This is a genomic window from Fodinicurvata sediminis DSM 21159, assembly GCF_000420625.1.
Taxonomy (GTDB): Bacteria; Pseudomonadota; Alphaproteobacteria; order Kiloniellales; family DSM-21159; genus Fodinicurvata; species Fodinicurvata sediminis.
The window spans coordinates 131,508-147,354 of record NZ_ATVH01000014.1; the positions used below are offsets into that span (position 1 = coordinate 131,508).

Sequence of the window (15,847 nt, forward strand, 5' to 3'; positions counted from 1 at the left end):
CAGATTCATCGATTTGATCGCTTGTTATCGCTCTTGATTGTCGCTCAGGCACGAACCGCCATACTGATGGGACCATCCGAACGCCCTTCCAGAAGCTGGCTCAGGCGTGGATCCGGTGCCTCCTGCGCAGCGGCGGTTGTCCCCTTCCATATAATACGGCCGTCATACAGCATGGCGAGATCATCGTAAAATTCCAAGGCCGACGGCATGTCGGTGGTGATACTGAGTACGGTCACCTTGTGTTGTTGAACGACCCGGCGGATAAGAAGATTGGTGTGCCGGGTCATGATGGGATCCAGGCCATCCGTCGGCGCATCCAGGATCAGAATATCCGGATCCATGGCGAACGCGCGCGCCAGGCCCGCTCTTTTCTGCATGCCTCCGGAAAGTTCTGCGGGATAGCGATCGCCCACCCAGGGTTTCAAGCCGAACAAACCCAGCTTTTCCTGGGCGATCTCACGCGCCTGCGTGCGCGAAACGCGTCCACGGCTAAGCAGGCGAAAGGCCACGTTCTCCCAGACGGGAAGACTGTCAAACAAGGCATTCTGCTGGAAGACGACACCGATCCTGTCGTGCAGGCGTTCGGTTTCCTCACGGGAGAGGCGGCTCAGGGACTCTCCCTCCATCAAGACCTCGCCAAAATCCGCTTCCATCAGGCCCAGCATGCATTTTACGAGAACCGATTTACCGGAAGAGGATGGGCCGATCAGGACAGTTGCCCGCTGCGCCGCAATATCCAGGTCGATATGATCCAGCACCGTCTTCTTGCCAAAGGTCTTGCGAAGCCCTTGCAAGGAAATCAGCCTCTGAGACACCTGTCGCTCCCCTGCCTGCTCATGAAACATCATCGCGCTTGCGGTCATGTCGGTCATGACCAACTGGTGCCAACCATAGAGCAAAGCTCAGGGATTGTAACCTCATGAACAGGGGAACCCATCACCTATATTGCATTTTGCAATGCAATATAGGACGTTCTTTGCAAAGGCTCCACGAAGGTGCTTGGGGTCGGTTGCTGTGCGCCCTTCTGAACAATCGCCTTAAGCGAGAGAAAAGGCGTGAAGCTGCATAGCGAGACGGGTTTACGGGAAAAAAGGAGTGCACAGGGGTTTTTGGCCCGATGGTTGCATTGTCAATCTAGACGCCGCGCGCCGCGGGCGCGTAGTATCGACAAGGCTATCAAGCAGAACGGAGGGACCGGAAGGGTCACCTTCGCATAACAGGAAAGGCTCACAGGAAGATGTATCACAAAACCGACATTCACATCGGCCATCGCCTACGCGAACGTCGCGTTGCTCTGGGGCTCAGCCAGAGCGAGCTCGCGGAAAAGCTGGGAGTCAGCTTTCAGCAGGTCCAGAAGTATGAAAGTGGCGCAAACCGCATCAGCGGCAGCCGCCTCTGGGACATCAGCAGCGCGCTCGAAACGCCGGTCAGTTACTTCTTCGAGGGCCTTGAGGACGAGGGTGTGAGCTCAAACGAGCCTCCCCTGGACCGTCAGACCCTGGAACTGGCACGTGCCGTCAGCTCCATCGAAGACGAGAACGTACGCTCTCAGATCGTGAAGCTGGTCAAGGCTTTCGCCAAAGCCAACTGACACGGGCGGTTGGTCGCTGATACGAGAACCGTTCACCCTATATAGGAGCGGCTGATACGTCCCTGTTCGTCCAGGACAAGGGTAAGACGATCCTTGCGATAGTCCTGGGTCACAGGCTGTCCCTCCTCTACGGCCCGAAGCTGCAAGCCCTCAAGCCCGGAAACGCAGGCCTCGGAAGGAGCGCCTGCGTCTTCTTCGATGGACCCTGCCGTTCCGATCGTACGCGTACAACCGGCCAGGAAAACGCCGCCCAGGGCAACAGGCAGATGGCGGACCACGCCACCCAGGAATCTGCGTCGTGAAGGCGCGGAATCGCCTGCCGCGGAAAATTCGGGAAAATGCAACATACCCACCTCCTTCAGGTTCACGCTCAGGCGCCGGCTTTCATGCGTTCCAGGGCTTCCGTACGTATTTCACTCAAGGTCTTTGCGGGATTGATGACCTCCGGATCCAGGCGCAACTCTATCAGAGCCGGTCGACCTGCTGTCCATGCACGCTCGAATGCAGGCGCGAAGGCTTCGGTCTGTTCCACCAACTCACCATGCGCGCCGTAAGCCCTGGCCAGTTCGGCAAACGCGGGATTCTTCAAGTCCGTTGCACTGACGCGCCCCGGATACTCGCGCTCCTGATGCATCCGGATGGTTCCGTACATGCCGTTGTTCACCACGATCACGATGATCGGCAGGTCGTACTGCATGGCCGTGGCCAGCTCCTGCCCATGCATCATGAAACAGCCATCCCCCGCAAAGGCGACCACGGGACGTTCCGGGAAGGCCCGCTTGGCAGCCACTGCCGCCGGCGTTCCATAGCCCATGGAGCCCGATGTCGGGGCAAGTTGCGTATAGCAGCCGCTGTAGCGGTGGAAACGATGAACCCAGCCGGCATAGTTCCCCGCACCATTGCAGACCACAGTTTCTCTTGGCAGACGTGTGCGCAGCCAGTCCATGATCTCGCCCATCTGGAGCGATCCCTGCACCTGTGGCGGCTCGGACCAGGCCAGGTATTCCTGCCGCGCCTGCCGGGTCTGCTCCCGCCATTTTGGCGTGCTGGCTGGCTTCAACGCGGCCAAAGCCCGTGCAGCCGACTGTATCGACGAAAGTATGGCCAGTTCCGGCTGGTAGACACGTCCCAGTTCCTCGGCCCCGGGATAGATGTGGACCAGCTTCTGCTGAGGCTGCGGAATGCCCACCAGGCTGTACCCACTGGTGGTCATTTCGCCAAGGCGCGCACCCATTACTAGCAGAAGGTCCGCTTCACGTACCCGCGCCGCCAGGGCCGGATTGATCCCGATGCCGACGTCACCGACATAATTGTCGTGCATGTTGTCAAAACAGTCCTGACGCCGGAAGACCGCGCCCACGGGCAGATCCCAGGTTTCGACAAAGCTTTCCAGATCGGCTCGTGTCTGCGGGTCCTTGCCATCGCCCACGAGAACCAGTGGGCGCTCGGCCTCATTCAACAAGCCCTGCAAGCGTTGCATCTCGCAGTCACCCGGGTGCGCCTCGACCTTCTGGTAGGGGGCGCTGTCGAGTTGCCGCACCGTGTCACAAAGCATATCCTCTGGAAGGGCCAGGACTACAGGGCCTGGACGTCCACTGGTGGCCGTGTAATAGGCCCGGCTGATGAACTCGGGGATGCGCGCTGCGTCATCGATCTGCGCGACCCACTTGGCCATCTCGCCATACATGCGGCGATAATCGATTTCCTGGAAGGCTTCGCGTTCCATGTCGCCGCGGGCAACCTGTCCGATGAACAGGATCATTGGCGTGGAATCCTGCTGGGCGATGTGCAGGCCGGCCGTCGCATTGGCCGCACCAGGTCCGCGTGTCACGAAACAGAGGCCCGGCTCACCGGTCAGCTTGCCATAGGCGTCCGCCATCATGGCAGCCCCGCCTTCCTGACGGCAAACCGTCACCTTCATGTCCGGCGCGTCATGCAGGGCGTCCAGTACCGCCAGATAGCTTTCGCCAGGGACACAGAAGACATGCTTGCCGCCATGCAGGCGCAAGCAATTGACAAGGATTTCACCACCGGTCTTCAGTTCGTTGGATTTCATGGTTATCTCTGTACTGATAGCTGTTGTTTGCCCGGATCATGCGCAACGATGGCTGACAAGTCACGCACGGATGGAAAAGCGGGAGTGCCCATGAACGACATCACACCGGATCCGAACAGGGACCTGCTTCTGGCCGTTGATTTGCAGTATGACTTCTGCCCGGGCGGGGCCCTCGAAGTCTCTGAGGGCGATCGTGTGGTCCCCGTCATCAATCGCCTGATCCCGGCCTTTGCCAACGTGGGGACGACCCAGGACTGGCACCCGGCCGGACATGGTTCCTTCGCCAGCCAGCACGAGGGGAAGGCCCCCTTCGAGACGACCGAGATGCCTTATGGCACCCAGATCCTTTGGCCCGATCACTGTGTGCAGGGAAGCCGCGGCGCAGCCTTTCATGAAGACTTCCAACTGGACGCCTGCCAGTTCATCATCCGCAAAGGCTTCCGAAAGGCGATCGATTCCTATTCCGCCTTCTACGAGAACGACGGGGAAACGGCCACGGGATTGACCGGTTACCTGAACGAGCGCGGTATCACCCGGCTGTTCCTGGCCGGTCTGGCGCTTGATTTCTGTGTTTACTACTCCGCCCTGGACGCACGCCGCGAAGGTTTCGAGGTTGTCCTGGTCAAGGACGCCACGGCTGCCATCGACCTCAACGGCTCCAAGGAAGCCGCCCTTTGGGAGATGGAGGACAAGGGCGTCGTGGTGACCGAATCCGCGACCATCCTGCAAGCCGTGCAAGGGGCGTGACAGACTGAGAAAAGCACCACACTGTAAGAAAGGGGGCACGCCATGACCGAACGGCTGAACGGGTTTCAGCGCGAGCTGGACGCCCAGTTGGAAGAACTGCGTCAGTACTATTTCTGGATCCATCTGACGGCCGACATGGGCTGCGGGATCTGTTTTGTCGTCGGCAGCATATTCTTCTTCTATCAAAGCCTGCTTTATGACGGCACTTGGCTGTTCCTGATCGGCAGCATTCTCTTTGCTGCCAAGCCCTTCATCCGCCTGATTCACGAGTTGCACAGACAAAAACGCATTCATCAGGCGCAAGCTTCAAAAAACTCTTGAACTCAAAGTCATAATAGCCCATGTCCCTGCCTCTCACCCGAAAGCGCAAGCGCTGGCTGGGTTCATCTGCTGTTACGAAGGGGACTTGCCTTGAAGACACTGACTGCCCTTTCCGAATCGGTGATGGACTTGGATCTGCGGACCCCAGACCCCGAAACCGAACAGGAAATTCCGCATACCGGCGTGGCAAACGATTACCATGCCGACGGCTCGCGCATTGATTCGCTGTTTGATGCGAACCGATTGGACCATTTCATCGAAAAGGATGGCCAACGCTTTGCGGGGACCCATCTGATCATTGACCTGTGGGATGCCAGCCGCCTGGACGAGCTGGGTCATGTGGAGGAAAGCCTGCGTCAGGCCACGGAAGCGGCCGGTGCAACGCTGCTGAACATCGACCTCCATTACTTCACTCCCAATGGAGGCGTCTCAGGCGTTGCGGTGCTGGCGGAAAGCCACATCTCGATTCACACTTGGCCAGAGTGCGGCTATGCCGCCATCGACATCTTCATGTGCGGAGATGCCGAGCCAAGCAAGGCAATCAGCGTGCTGGAAAGCTCTTTCAAGCCGGGATCCATCGAGGTTGGCGAGCACCGTCGCGGCGTGATCGGATGAGGGAGGAGTGATCCCATGAAGCAGGTCTATCAAGAGGCCCTGCACCAGGATTACGGCCAGTTCTTCACCATAGCGCATGAACTCTACAGAGAGAAAACGGAGCACCAGGACCTGGTGATCTTCGAGAATGCGGCTTTTGGCAAGGTTCTGGCCCTCGACGGCATTATTCAGACGACCACGGGGGACAACCACATCTATCACGAGATGCTGGTACATGTCCCCCTGCTCGCCCATGGCAATGCGCGCAATATCCTGATCATAGGCGGCGGTGACGGCGGAACACTGCGTGAAGCCGTGAAACACCCCCTGGACAAGGCCACGATGGTCGAGATCGACAGCCATGTCATCGAGCTGTCGAAGGAATACCTGCCAGAGCTATCCGACGGGGCCTTCGATCATCCCAGGGCAGAAGTCATCGTCGGAGACGGCTATGCCTTCGTGGAACAGACGGACAGGCGATTCGACGTGATCATCGTGGATTCAAGCGACCCTGTCGGGCCGAGCGCGGTGCTCTTCTCGGAAGCGTTCTATCGCAACTGCCGGCGTTGCCTGAATCCGGGCGGCATCCTGATCACGCAGAATGGCGTGCCCTATCTTCAAAGTGACGAATTGACGAATGGCCACCGCATCCTCTCTAAGCTGTTCGAGGATATGACCTTCTATCTGGCCACCGTGCCAACCTACAGCGGCGGTCCCATGGCCTTCGGCTGGGCCAGCAATGCTCCGGAGCATCGAAATACGCCCGTGGAGATCCTGCGGGAACGCTATTCCGATCAGGCTCTGCAAACCAGTTACTATACGCCTGACATTCACAAGGGCGCCTTTGCCCTGCCCCCAAGGGTTTCGCGCTTGATGAAGGATTAGGTAAAGGGGCGGCTCCAAAGTTTTCGAGCCGCCTCTTCACTTTTCAGAAGCTGTACTCAGCGACGTTCGATCAGCTTCCAGACGGACGGCAGCATCAGTGCACCCAGGACGATCTTCAGGATGCCGCCTGCGATGAAGGGCGTGAACCCACTGGCAAGTGCCTGATGAAATCCGATAAGCGTGGCAAGCCAGGCAACACCGCTGCCCATCAGGATAACTGTGCCCAGAGTCATGGCCATCATGCTGAGCCAGATATTCCGGTCCCAGCCCCGTTCGGCCAGCCAGCCAACGACAGCGGCCGCCGCCACGAAACCGATGAGATACCCGGCCGTGGGACCCGCGAGATAGGCCAGTCCTGCGCCTGATGCGAAGACCGGGAGCCCGACAGCACCCTCGGCCAGATAGAGCGCCAGTGTCGCGGCTCCCAGGCGCAGTCCAAAACTCATGCCTATTACAAGGACAGCAAGACTCTGCATCGTGACCGGGACCGGCCAGAAAGGCACCTGAACCTTGGCGGAAATAGCCAGGACCAGAGTACCGGCCAACATGAGCACCAACGCGCGCGGCAGGGAAACCCCCCCGCCTGATGCAGGCCAGATCGTCTGTGCCAGTGTTGGTGCGATCCTAGAAGTATCTGCCATCTTCCACTCCCTTGATTTCGTTCACAGTAAAATCCAGGCAAAAAAATCCCCGCAGGAAAGCATTCCAGCGGGGATTTTCATCAGATAACTGGGACAGCTCAGCTGTCTTCTTCGTCCTCATCCTCGTCGGCAAACTGCGTCGGGCCTGAATCCTGGCCCTTGGCATCGGGATTCCGATCAACCAGCTCGATGACCGCAAGCGGTGCCATGTCGCCATAACGGAAACCCGCCTTGAGCACGCGTGTGTAGCCGCCATTGCGGCTCTGGTAGCGCTCGGCCAGCTCTCCGAACAGCTTCTGAAGCTGCTTGTTGTCACGCACGGTGATCGCTGCCTGGCGACGCGCATGCAGATTGTTGCGCTTGCCCAGAGTGATCAGGCGATCCGCAATACGACGGAGCTCCTTCGCCTTGGGAAGCGTGGTAACGATCTGCTCATGCTTGATGAGCGAGGTCGCCATGTTGGAGAACATCGCCTTGCGATGCTGTGTTTTCCTGTTCAGCTTGCGCTGGGCCATACCGTGACGCATTGCCATTCCTCCTGATCATCCGGATCTCGCGCACGAGATCGATAGCACTGCCCACTGCCCTGTATCCGGAACAATGGGGCGGGCCCGAACGGCCCTGTAAAAATTACTCAGCCGAGTCAGTACGGCTCTTCAAGGCGCTTGGAAAGCTCCTCGATGTTCTCTGGCGGCCAGTTCGGAATCTCCATCCCGAGATGCAGACCCATCTGGGCGAGCACTTCCTTGATCTCGTTCAGCGACTTGCGACCAAAGTTGGGTGTGCGCAACATCTCGCCTTCAGATTTCTGAACCAGATCACCGATGTAGACGATGTTGTCATTCTTCAGGCAATTGGCTGAACGGACAGAGAGCTCCAGCTCATCCACCTTGCGGAGCAGGTTCCGATTGAACGGCGGCTCGCCCTCATCTTCTTTCGCGTCATGAGCCTGCGGCTCATCGAAGTTGATGAAGAGCTGCAACTGATCCTGGAGAATACGCGCGGCATAAGCCACGGAATCTTCAGGCGACAGCGCGCCATTCGTATCAACTTCCATGGTCAGCTTGTCATAGTCCGTGACCTGACCAACACGCGTGTTCTCGACCTTGTAGGCCGCCCGGCGCACGGGGGAGAAGATGGAATCCACCGGGATCAGTCCGATCGGGGCATCCTCAGGACGGTTCTGGGATCCGGGAACATAGCCCTTACCCTGCTCGACGGTCAGCTCCATGTCGAAACGTGCGCCGTCATCCAGGGTGCAGATGACCAGGTCGGGATTCATGATCTCGATATCTGCGCCGGCTTCAATCTGTCCGGCGGTCACTTCCCCTGGGCCTTCCGCACGCAGACGCATGCGCTTCGGGCCCTCGGCATGCATCCGCAGTGCCATGGCCTTAACGTTGAGGACGATGTCCGTCACGTCTTCGCGAACGCCCGGAATGGACGAGAATTCGTGCAGAACGCCATCGATCTGAATCGCGGTGACAGCAGCTCCCTGAAGGGAGGACAGAAGGACACGCCGCAAGGCGTTGCCCAACGTCAGCCCAAAGCCACGTTCCAACGGCTCCGCAACGATCTTGGCAGTACGTTCAGCCGAACTCCCGGGCTGGACATCCAGCTTGTTCGGCTTGATCAGGTCGGTCCAATTCTTTTCCAGCATCTATATGCCTCTTGAGTCGAGCAGGGTTCTTGAAACACACCCACCAGCTCTCGCGAACTGGCGGTGTCTCAAACGCTTTCCCTCTATCTCGCAGTCGACAGCGGCTCGATACACCGTCGACGGCCATCCGTTGAAGGAAGCGCAGATAGCAGTGTCAGACGCGGCGGCGCTTGCGCGGACGGCAGCCGTTGTGCGGGATCGGCGTGACGTCGCGAATGGCCGTGATCTGGAAGCCCACGGACTGCAGCGCCCGCAGTGCTGATTCGCGACCCGAGCCCGGTCCCTTTACGTTCACCTCCAGGGTGCGCATACCGTGCTCCTGAGCCTTGCGCCCTGCATTCTCTGCGGCAATCTGGGCGGCATAGGGCGTGGACTTGCGAGAGCCCTTGAACCCCTGTGCGCCGGCCGTGGACCAGGCAATTGCATTGCCCTGGACATCCGTGATGCTGATCACGGTGTTGTTGAAGGAAGCGTTCACATGCGCAATGCCGGAAGTGATGTTCTTCTTTTCGCGGCGGCGCAGGCGGGAAGTTTGCTGTTTGGCCATAATATCTGTGCGCCCTTATCTCGTCGCTTTCTTTTTGCCGGCAATCGGCTTCGCAGGACCCTTGCGGGTCCGCGCGTTTGTATGCGTACGCTGACCGCGGAGCGGCAGGTTCTTGCGATGACGCAGACCGCGATAGCAGCCCAGGTCCATCAAACGCTTGATGTTCATCGCGACCTCACGGCGCAGATCACCTTCGACCAGGTATTCCCGGTCAATGGTCTCACGCACCCGCACGACTTCGTCGTCGGTCATTTCATGAACGCGCCGGCTCTCGGGCACGGACACCTTCTCACAGATCTCCTTAGCCTTGGCAGGGCCGATCCCGTGAATGTAGGTAAGCGCAATGGGGACGCGCTTGCCTGTAGGAATATTGACGCCAGCGATACGTGCCACGCCGCAGTCTCCTTAAAACCTGTATCAAGTTCAAACCAACAACAGGACAAATCGAACAGGCTAAAACAGCCCGGTCGCACCCGCGCCAGGAAGCCGCGATTATAGGAACGGCCTCCGCCGGGTCAAGTCTTGCCTTTACTCCTGCAGACCCTTTTATGCAGCCTTCAGGATACCCTCGATCTGCTCCGTCACTTCATCGATCGGCTTCATGCCGTCGACCGTCTTCAGTATGCCCTTGTCCCGGTAGTAGGGAAGTATCGGAGCTGTCTGCTCGCGATAGACTTCCAGCCGGCGCCTAAGGGTATCTACCGTGTCATCGGAACGAGCCTGCTCGGATTCATTGATCCGGGTTTCGATCCGACTGACCAGTTCCTCTTCGTTCACCTTGATCTCGATGACCGCACCCAGCGGCAAGCCCTTGCCTTCCAGGAGGGTGTCCAATGCCTCGGCCTGCGGAACGGTGCGCGGGAAACCATCCAGGATGAACCCCTTGGCACAATCCGGTTGCTCGATGCGCTCGGAGATCATCTTGATCATCAACTCGTCGGGCATCAGCTGCCCATCATCCATGATCTTCTTTGCGCGCTGTCCCAGATCGCTACCTGAAGCGACCGCACTGCGCAGCATGTCCCCTGTCGAAAGGTGTGCAATTCCGTGACGCTCCGTCAGCAATTGCGCCTGTGTTCCCTTTCCAGCCCCCGGAGGACCGAGAAGAATAATGTTCATCCCCGCCTGCCCTTTAATTTCGATTTCTTGATGAGTCCCTCATACTGGTGCGCCAACAAGTGAGCATGGATCTGGGCCACTGTATCCATGGTGACCGAAACCACGATCAGCAGACTGGTGCCACCGAAATAGAACGGCACGGCATACTGGGAAATCAGGACTTCGGGCAACAGGCAGACCAGGGCCACATAGATCGAGCCAACGGTCACCAGCCTGGTCGTCACATAGTCGATGTAGCGTGCGGTGTTCTTGCCCGGACGGATGCCCGGAATGAAGCCGCCGTTCTTCTTCAGGTTATCTGCCGTGTCCTCCGGATTGAAGACAATAGCGGTGTAGAAGAAGGCAAAGAAAATGATCAGTCCGGCATAGAGGACCATATAGAGCGGCTGACCGTGAGAAATGTTCGTCGTGATCCAGTCCAGCCAGGCCGGACCAGCCGCACCGCCACCACCAGAGAAACCGGCCACAGTCATCGGCATCAGCAGCAGTGATGACGCGAAGATCGCCGGAATGACACCCGAGGGATTCAGCTTCAGCGGCAGATGCGAAGTCTCACCGCCAAACATGCGGTTGCCGACCTGGCGCTTCGGATACTGGACCAGCAGGCGGCGCTGGGCACGCTCCATGAAGACGATGAAGGTGATGACCGCAACGGCCATGACGATCAGGAACAGGATAAAGGCCGTGGACATTGCCCCGGTGCGGCCCAGTTCCAGCAATTGCGCGATCGCCCCGGGCAGATTTGCGACAATGCCCGAGAAAATTATCAGCGAAATTCCGTTCCCGACGCCGCGCTGCGTGATCTGCTCACCCAACCACATCAGGAAGATGGTGCCCCCGGTCAGGGTAATCACGGTGCTGATGCGGAAGACCATGCCAGGATCGATAACCGCGGATCCGGAACCGACGTTCATCGTCTCCAGACCTACCGCCATACCATAGGCCTGGAAGGCCGCCAGGACGACGGTGAAATAGCGCGTATACTGGTTGATCTTCTTGCGTCCGGACTCACCTTCCTTCTTCAACTGGGAAAGCGTCGGGGAAACAGCTGTCATCAACTGCACGATAATCGAGGCCGAGATGTACGGCATGATGCTGAGCGCAAAGATGGTCATGCGCCCCAGGGACCCACCGGAGAACATGTCGAAGACACCGATGATCCCACCGGCCTGCTGCTCGAAGATGTCTGCCAGAATGGCCGGATCGATACCCGGAACAGGAATATAGGTACCCAGTCGATAGACAATCAGCGCACCCAGCGTGAACCAGATGCGCTTCTTGAGCTCTGTTGCCTTTGCAAAGGCGCCGAAATTGACGTTTGCGGCAAGTTGTTCGGCAGCTGAAGCCATGAGTGCCTTCTATCCTGTCTGCGCGGATCCGATCTCAGTCCTGATCCTGCTTTTCGGTCTTCTCAGCGGGTGCATCAACCGTCAAGGTGCCACCCGCCTTTTCGACGGCGGCGGCAGCTGACTTGGTTGCGCCCGCGACCTTGAGGTCCAGCTTCGCTGTCAATTCACCATTGCCCAGCAAGCGGACGCCGTCCCGGCCCGGCTTCTTGAACAGACCGGCTGCGCGCATGGCTTCGACATCCACCGTCTTCTTGGGATCAAGACGCTTGGCGTCGACGGCGGCCTGCAGGCGCCCAAGGGTCACCTCCACGTAATCACGTGCAAAAAGGTTCTTGAAACCGCGCTTCGGCAAGCGGCGATAGAGCGGCATCTGGCCACCCTCGAAGCCCTTGATGGAAACGCCACTGCGCGCCTTTTGACCCTTATGGCCCTTGCCGGATGTCTTGCCCAGACCCGAGCCCATTCCACGACCGACGCGCTTGCGTGCGTGGCGCGCGCCCGGATTGTCGCTCAGTTCGTTCAGCTTCATCTCTACGTTCCTTAACTTCCCGGCGCAGTGGCGCCGACCTCTTGACGGAAACTGCTACTGGGCACGGTCGCACCCAGATTGTCTGTTACTCGACCACGCGCACCAGGTGGCGCACCTTGCCGATCATCCCACGCACTGCCGGAGTATCCTCCAGCTCGCGCTTACGGTTGACCCGGCCAAGTCCCAGCCCACGCAAGGTTGCGTGCTGGTCCTCTGTGCGGCCGATAGCACTGCGCGTCTGCTGGACCACAACGCGCCCTGTGGCTTTCTTCGCCGTCTTCTTGGTTGTCGTCTTGGCTGCCATAAGGGGTTACTCCTGAGCGGGCGCTGAAGCGGCTGTGTCTTCGCGCTTGCCAATAACCTCACTAACCTTCTTGCCGCGACGCTGGGCCACCATGCGGGGGCTATTGATGCGCTGCAGTCCATCGAAGGTCGCACGGATCATGTTGTAGGGGTTCTGCGTACCTGCCGATTTCGCCACGATATCCTGGATACCCAGGCATTCGAAAACGGCACGCATCGGACCACCGGCAATGATGCCGGTACCCGCCGGCGCGGCGCGAAGGATCACGTGGCCAGCACCGAAGTTCCCCTCGATGTCATGGTGCAGTGTACGACCCTCGCGCAGCGGTATGCGCTTCATCCCACGCTTGGCCGATTCTGTCGCCTTGCGGATTGCCTCGGGAACTTCACGCGCCTTGCCGTGGCCAAAACCGACGCGACCACGCTGGTCCCCCACCACGACAAGCGCGGCAAAGCCGAAGCGCCGACCGCCCTTCACCACCTTGGCGACGCGGTTGATGCCGACCAACTTGTCGACAATCTCCGTATCCTCGCGCTCTCCACGGGCGCTGCGGTCATCTTTCTGCGGACGTGCCATTGCTACACTATTCCCTGACTTAGAACGACAGACCGCCCTCACGGGCGGCATCGGCCAGCGCCTTGACGCGGCCGTGATAGAGATACCCACTGCGATCGAAAACCACGTTTTCGACGCCGGCCTTCTTTGCGCGCTCGGCCACCAGCTTGCCAACCTCGCTTGCAGCAGAGGTATCGGAACCGGTCTTGAGCTTGCCTTGCAGGTCCTTGTCGATGGTCGAGGCAGCAGCCAGAGTGCGGCCGGCCTTGTCATCGATCACCTGGGCATAGATATGCTTGCTCGAGCGAAACACCGACAGACGCGGGCGGTCGCTCGACTTGCGCCGCAGGCTCGCACGCACACGCTGCGAGCGCTTAACCAGCTTTTGCTTCGCGTTCACCATTACTTCTTCTTGCCTTCCTTGCGCAGGATCGTTTCATCCGCATAGCGCACACCCTTGCCCTTGTAGGGCTCAGGACCACGCGCCCTGCGTATCTCCGAAGCAAACTGACCGACCAACTGCTTGTCGGCTCCACTGACGGCGACGGCCGTCGGACGCTCACATACCACCTTCAGCCCTTCCGGAATCGGAAAGTTGATGTCGTGGCTGTAACCGAGCTGCAGGTTGAGATTGCTTCCCTGCACCGCAGCACGGTAACCGACGCCGGTGATCTCGAGCGACTTGGTGAAGCCTTCCGAAACACCCTGGACCAGGTTCTGGATCCGGGCGCGTGTCGTGCCCCAAAGCGCGCGCGCCTTTTTGGTGTCGTTGGCGGGCTTCACCGTGACCTTATCGTCTTCGTGAACCAGCTCGACTTCCTCGGTGGTTTCGTAAGACAGCTCACCCAGTTTGCCCTTCGCAGTGACGGTCCGGCCTTCGATCTTCAGATCGACACCGCTCGGTACGCTCACCGCATTCTTGCCTACACGCGACATGAAACAGGACTCCTTAGAACACGCGGCAAAGCAGCTCGCCGCCAACATTCGCGGCACGAGCTTCGTGATCCGACATCACCCCACGCGGGGTCGAGAGAATCGCGATACCCAGACCGTTGTAGTAGCGGGGCAGTTCACGGATCTTCGAATAGACCCGGCGGCCCGGCCTGGAAATACGCGATATCTCGCGGATAACCGGCTCACCTTCAAAATACTTCAGCTCGATCTCAAGGACGTTGAAACCTTCATCGTCCACCGAACTGCGGTACTCACGGATGTAACCCTCGCGCTTGAGAACCTCAAGGACATTGGCTCGCAGCTTGGAGGCCGGCGCCGAGATTACAGACTTGTTGGAGCGCTGCCCGTTGCGAATGCGGGACAGCAAATCCCCTAAGGGATCGCTCATCGCCATAGCGTCGTTCCTCCTACCAGCTCGACTTCACCATGCCCGGGATCTGTCCATTATTGGCCAGATCACGCAGCGCGATACGCGAAACACGCAGCTTGCGGTAATACGCGCGCGGACGCCCGCTAACCTCGCAGCGGTTGCGGATGCGCACCTTGGCGGAATTGCGGGGCAACTCCGCCAGCTTCAGGGACGCCTGGAAGCGTTCCTCGGGTGCGCTTTTGCTGTCATGCACGATAGCCTTGAGCGCAGCGCGCTTGGCGGCATAGCGGCGTGCCTGACGAGCACGGTTCTTGTTACGTTCAACAGCACTTTTCTTTGCCATAGGTCCTTATCCTTCCGCCGTTCAGTTTCGGAACGGCATGTCGAAGTGCTTCAGCAGAGCATGCGCTTCGGCATTCGTCTTGGCCGTGGTGCAAATGATGATGTCCATTCCCCGAATTTCATCGACAGCATCATAGTCGATCTCCGGAAAAACGATCTGTTCCTTCAGGCCCATGGCATAGTTTCCATGGCCATCAAAGCTCTTGCCGTTCAGCCCGCGGAAATCACGCACACGCGGCAGGGCAATGGTCACCAGGCGATCCAGGAATTCGTACATACGATCCGCACGCAGCGTGACCTTGCAGCCGATGTCCATTCCCTCGCGAACCTTGAAGCCGGCAACCGACTTCTTCGCCTTGGTACTGACCGGCCTTTGACCGGAGATCCGGGCAAGCTCCTCCATCGCGGTCTTCAGTTTCTTGCTGTCCGCCACGGCTTCGCCAACGCCCATGTTGATCACGATCTTATCCAGGCGTGGAATTTCCATGTCGTTCTTGTAGCCGAACTCTTCCTTGAGCTGCGGCTTGACGACTTTCGAGTAGTGCTCTTTCAAGCGGGCTGTCATCGCACTCGCCTTTACTTAGCTATCGATTGTTTCGCCGGAGCGGCGCGCAACACGGAGTTTGCGCCCCCCTTCGACCGTTTTCCATCCGACGCGGGTCGCGCGATCATCGCGCGGATCCAGCAACGCCACGTTGGAAATGTGAATGGGTGCCTCTTTCTCGACGATCCCGCCCTGGCTCTGCGCCGACTGACGTTCATGCCGTTTCACGACATTGGCACCCTGGACGATCAGGCGCTCTTCCTTGGGCATGACACGCAGGACTTCGCCAACGTGCTTCTTGCTCTTGCCCGTGGTGACAACGACCTTGTCGCCCTTGCGGATTTTCATCTTGTTCGCCATCACAACACCTCTGGCGCAAGAGATACGATCTTCATGAACTTCTTGGCACGAAGTTCACGTGTGACCGGGCCGAAGATGCGCGTTCCGATGGGCTCATTCTGCTTGTTGAGCAGGACCGCCGCATTGTTGTCGAAACGGATCACCGAACCATCGGGACGGCGGATATCGTTCGCAGTCCGCACAATCACGGCACGAACGACGTCGCCCTTCTTGACGCGACCGCGGGGAATGGCCTCCTTGACGGACACCACGATGACATCGCCAACACCCGCGGACTTGCGCTTTGAACCGCCCAGCACCTTGACACACATGACGCGGCGCGCACCGGAGTTGTCGGCCACATCGAGATTGCTCTGCATCTGAATCATGACGTCAACTC

General features: G+C 58.9%; 25 protein-coding genes. 5 read left to right on the top strand and 20 right to left on the bottom strand.

All coding sequences use genetic code 11. From position 1 onward, the window contains the following. Positions 1 to 44: 44 nt before the first annotated feature. A complete protein-coding gene (locus G502_RS0108450; RefSeq protein WP_026989236.1) occupies positions 45 to 815 on the bottom strand; it encodes an ABC transporter ATP-binding protein in 771 nt (256 codons plus the stop codon). Between the two features lie 422 nt (positions 816 to 1,237). On the opposite strand from G502_RS0108450, the gene G502_RS0108455 reads away from it, so the two are divergent. Next, the gene (locus tag G502_RS0108455) at positions 1,238 to 1,591 is read left to right on the top strand and encodes a helix-turn-helix domain-containing protein (protein ID WP_022728233.1); all 354 of its coding nucleotides are present in this window, start codon (positions 1,238 to 1,240) and stop codon (positions 1,589 to 1,591) included. A gap of 32 nt (positions 1,592 to 1,623) precedes the next feature. Here G502_RS0108455 and G502_RS0108460 read toward each other — a convergent pair whose 3' ends face one another. Both G502_RS0108460 and G502_RS0108465 read right to left on the bottom strand, forming a co-directional pair. Beyond that, positions 1,624 to 1,938, bottom strand: coding sequence for an I78 family peptidase inhibitor (locus tag G502_RS0108460; protein WP_022728234.1), 315 nt, complete (start codon positions 1,936 to 1,938; stop codon positions 1,624 to 1,626). Positions 1,939 to 1,961: 23 nt separating this feature from the next. After that, positions 1,962 to 3,647, bottom strand: a complete 1,686-nt coding sequence (locus tag G502_RS0108465) for a thiamine pyrophosphate-binding protein (RefSeq protein WP_022728235.1) — start codon at positions 3,645 to 3,647, stop codon at positions 1,962 to 1,964. A gap of 90 nt (positions 3,648 to 3,737) precedes the next feature. On the opposite strand from G502_RS0108465, the gene pncA reads away from it, so the two are divergent. The 4 genes from pncA (at position 3,738) to speE (ending at position 6,194) form a co-directional block, all read left to right on the top strand. Then, entirely contained in the window at positions 3,738 to 4,394 is a 657-nt protein-coding gene (gene pncA / locus G502_RS19355) for a bifunctional nicotinamidase/pyrazinamidase (RefSeq protein WP_022728236.1), read from the top strand. A gap of 42 nt (positions 4,395 to 4,436) precedes the next feature. Next, a complete protein-coding gene (locus G502_RS0108475) occupies positions 4,437 to 4,715 on the top strand; it encodes a YrhK family protein (protein WP_022728237.1) in 279 nt (92 codons plus the stop codon). A gap of 90 nt (positions 4,716 to 4,805) precedes the next feature. Then, a complete protein-coding gene (speD, locus tag G502_RS0108480) occupies positions 4,806 to 5,330 on the top strand; it encodes an adenosylmethionine decarboxylase (protein WP_022728238.1) in 525 nt (174 codons plus the stop codon). Positions 5,331 to 5,345: 15 nt separating this feature from the next. Beyond that, positions 5,346 to 6,194 carry a polyamine aminopropyltransferase gene (speE, locus tag G502_RS0108485; RefSeq protein WP_022728239.1) on the top strand — a complete coding sequence of 283 codons (849 nt, stop codon included), beginning with the start codon at positions 5,346 to 5,348 and terminating at the stop codon, positions 6,192 to 6,194. 56 nt (positions 6,195 to 6,250) lie between these two features. Here the strand turns inward: speE and G502_RS0108490 are convergent, their stop codons facing one another. From G502_RS0108490 to rplN, 17 genes are all read right to left on the bottom strand, one after another. Then, positions 6,251 to 6,835: a biotin transporter BioY gene (locus G502_RS0108490; protein WP_022728240.1), complete on the bottom strand. Its 585-nt coding sequence runs from the start codon at positions 6,833 to 6,835 to the stop codon at positions 6,251 to 6,253. Positions 6,836 to 6,933: 98 nt separating this feature from the next. Next, a complete protein-coding gene (gene rplQ, locus G502_RS0108495; protein WP_022728241.1) occupies positions 6,934 to 7,362 on the bottom strand; it encodes a 50S ribosomal protein L17 in 429 nt (142 codons plus the stop codon). Between the two features lie 116 nt (positions 7,363 to 7,478). Beyond that, complete coding sequence (locus G502_RS0108500; protein ID WP_022728242.1) at positions 7,479 to 8,495, bottom strand: DNA-directed RNA polymerase subunit alpha; 1,017 nt, start codon at positions 8,493 to 8,495, stop codon at positions 7,479 to 7,481. 154 nt (positions 8,496 to 8,649) lie between these two features. After that, positions 8,650 to 9,042 carry a 30S ribosomal protein S11 gene (gene rpsK, locus G502_RS0108505; RefSeq protein ID WP_022728243.1) on the bottom strand — a complete coding sequence of 131 codons (393 nt, stop codon included), beginning with the start codon at positions 9,040 to 9,042 and terminating at the stop codon, positions 8,650 to 8,652. Between the two features lie 15 nt (positions 9,043 to 9,057). Next, a complete protein-coding gene (rpsM, locus tag G502_RS0108510) occupies positions 9,058 to 9,435 on the bottom strand; it encodes a 30S ribosomal protein S13 (protein WP_022728244.1) in 378 nt (125 codons plus the stop codon). Positions 9,436 to 9,588: 153 nt separating this feature from the next. Beyond that, positions 9,589 to 10,161, bottom strand: a complete 573-nt coding sequence (locus G502_RS0108515; RefSeq protein ID WP_022728245.1) for an adenylate kinase — start codon at positions 10,159 to 10,161, stop codon at positions 9,589 to 9,591. After that, a complete protein-coding gene (secY, locus tag G502_RS0108520; RefSeq protein WP_022728246.1) occupies positions 10,158 to 11,510 on the bottom strand; it encodes a preprotein translocase subunit SecY in 1,353 nt (450 codons plus the stop codon). Before secY ends, G502_RS0108515 begins: the two co-directional genes overlap by 4 nt. Positions 11,511 to 11,544: 34 nt before the next feature. Beyond that, on the bottom strand, positions 11,545 to 12,039 hold the full coding sequence (rplO, locus tag G502_RS0108525; protein ID WP_022728247.1) for a 50S ribosomal protein L15: 495 nt from the start codon (positions 12,037 to 12,039) through the stop codon (positions 11,545 to 11,547). Positions 12,040 to 12,124: 85 nt separating this feature from the next. After that, the gene (gene rpmD / locus G502_RS19360; protein WP_022728248.1) at positions 12,125 to 12,343 is read right to left on the bottom strand and encodes a 50S ribosomal protein L30; all 219 of its coding nucleotides are present in this window, start codon (positions 12,341 to 12,343) and stop codon (positions 12,125 to 12,127) included. Positions 12,344 to 12,349: 6 nt separating this feature from the next. Continuing rightward, the gene (gene rpsE / locus G502_RS0108535; protein ID WP_022728249.1) at positions 12,350 to 12,919 is read right to left on the bottom strand and encodes a 30S ribosomal protein S5; all 570 of its coding nucleotides are present in this window, start codon (positions 12,917 to 12,919) and stop codon (positions 12,350 to 12,352) included. A gap of 19 nt (positions 12,920 to 12,938) precedes the next feature. Further along, positions 12,939 to 13,301, bottom strand: coding sequence for a 50S ribosomal protein L18 (gene rplR, locus G502_RS0108540; protein ID WP_022728250.1), 363 nt, complete (start codon positions 13,299 to 13,301; stop codon positions 12,939 to 12,941). Further along, a complete protein-coding gene (rplF, locus tag G502_RS0108545; RefSeq protein ID WP_022728251.1) occupies positions 13,301 to 13,834 on the bottom strand; it encodes a 50S ribosomal protein L6 in 534 nt (177 codons plus the stop codon). Before rplF ends, rplR begins: the two co-directional genes overlap by 1 nt. Positions 13,835 to 13,847: 13 nt before the next feature. Then, positions 13,848 to 14,246, bottom strand: coding sequence for a 30S ribosomal protein S8 (rpsH, locus tag G502_RS0108550; protein ID WP_022728252.1), 399 nt, complete (start codon positions 14,244 to 14,246; stop codon positions 13,848 to 13,850). 13 nt (positions 14,247 to 14,259) lie between these two features. Further along, the gene (gene rpsN / locus G502_RS0108555; protein ID WP_022728253.1) at positions 14,260 to 14,565 is read right to left on the bottom strand and encodes a 30S ribosomal protein S14; all 306 of its coding nucleotides are present in this window, start codon (positions 14,563 to 14,565) and stop codon (positions 14,260 to 14,262) included. A 21-nt stretch (positions 14,566 to 14,586) separates the two neighbouring features. After that, on the bottom strand, positions 14,587 to 15,129 hold the full coding sequence (gene rplE, locus G502_RS0108560; protein WP_022728254.1) for a 50S ribosomal protein L5: 543 nt from the start codon (positions 15,127 to 15,129) through the stop codon (positions 14,587 to 14,589). A 15-nt stretch (positions 15,130 to 15,144) separates the two neighbouring features. Beyond that, positions 15,145 to 15,468 carry a 50S ribosomal protein L24 gene (gene rplX / locus G502_RS0108565; protein ID WP_022728255.1) on the bottom strand — a complete coding sequence of 108 codons (324 nt, stop codon included), beginning with the start codon at positions 15,466 to 15,468 and terminating at the stop codon, positions 15,145 to 15,147. Further along, positions 15,468 to 15,836, bottom strand: a complete 369-nt coding sequence (gene rplN, locus G502_RS0108570) for a 50S ribosomal protein L14 (RefSeq protein ID WP_022728256.1) — start codon at positions 15,834 to 15,836, stop codon at positions 15,468 to 15,470. Before rplN ends, rplX begins: the two co-directional genes overlap by 1 nt. Positions 15,837 to 15,847 lie beyond the last annotated feature (11 nt).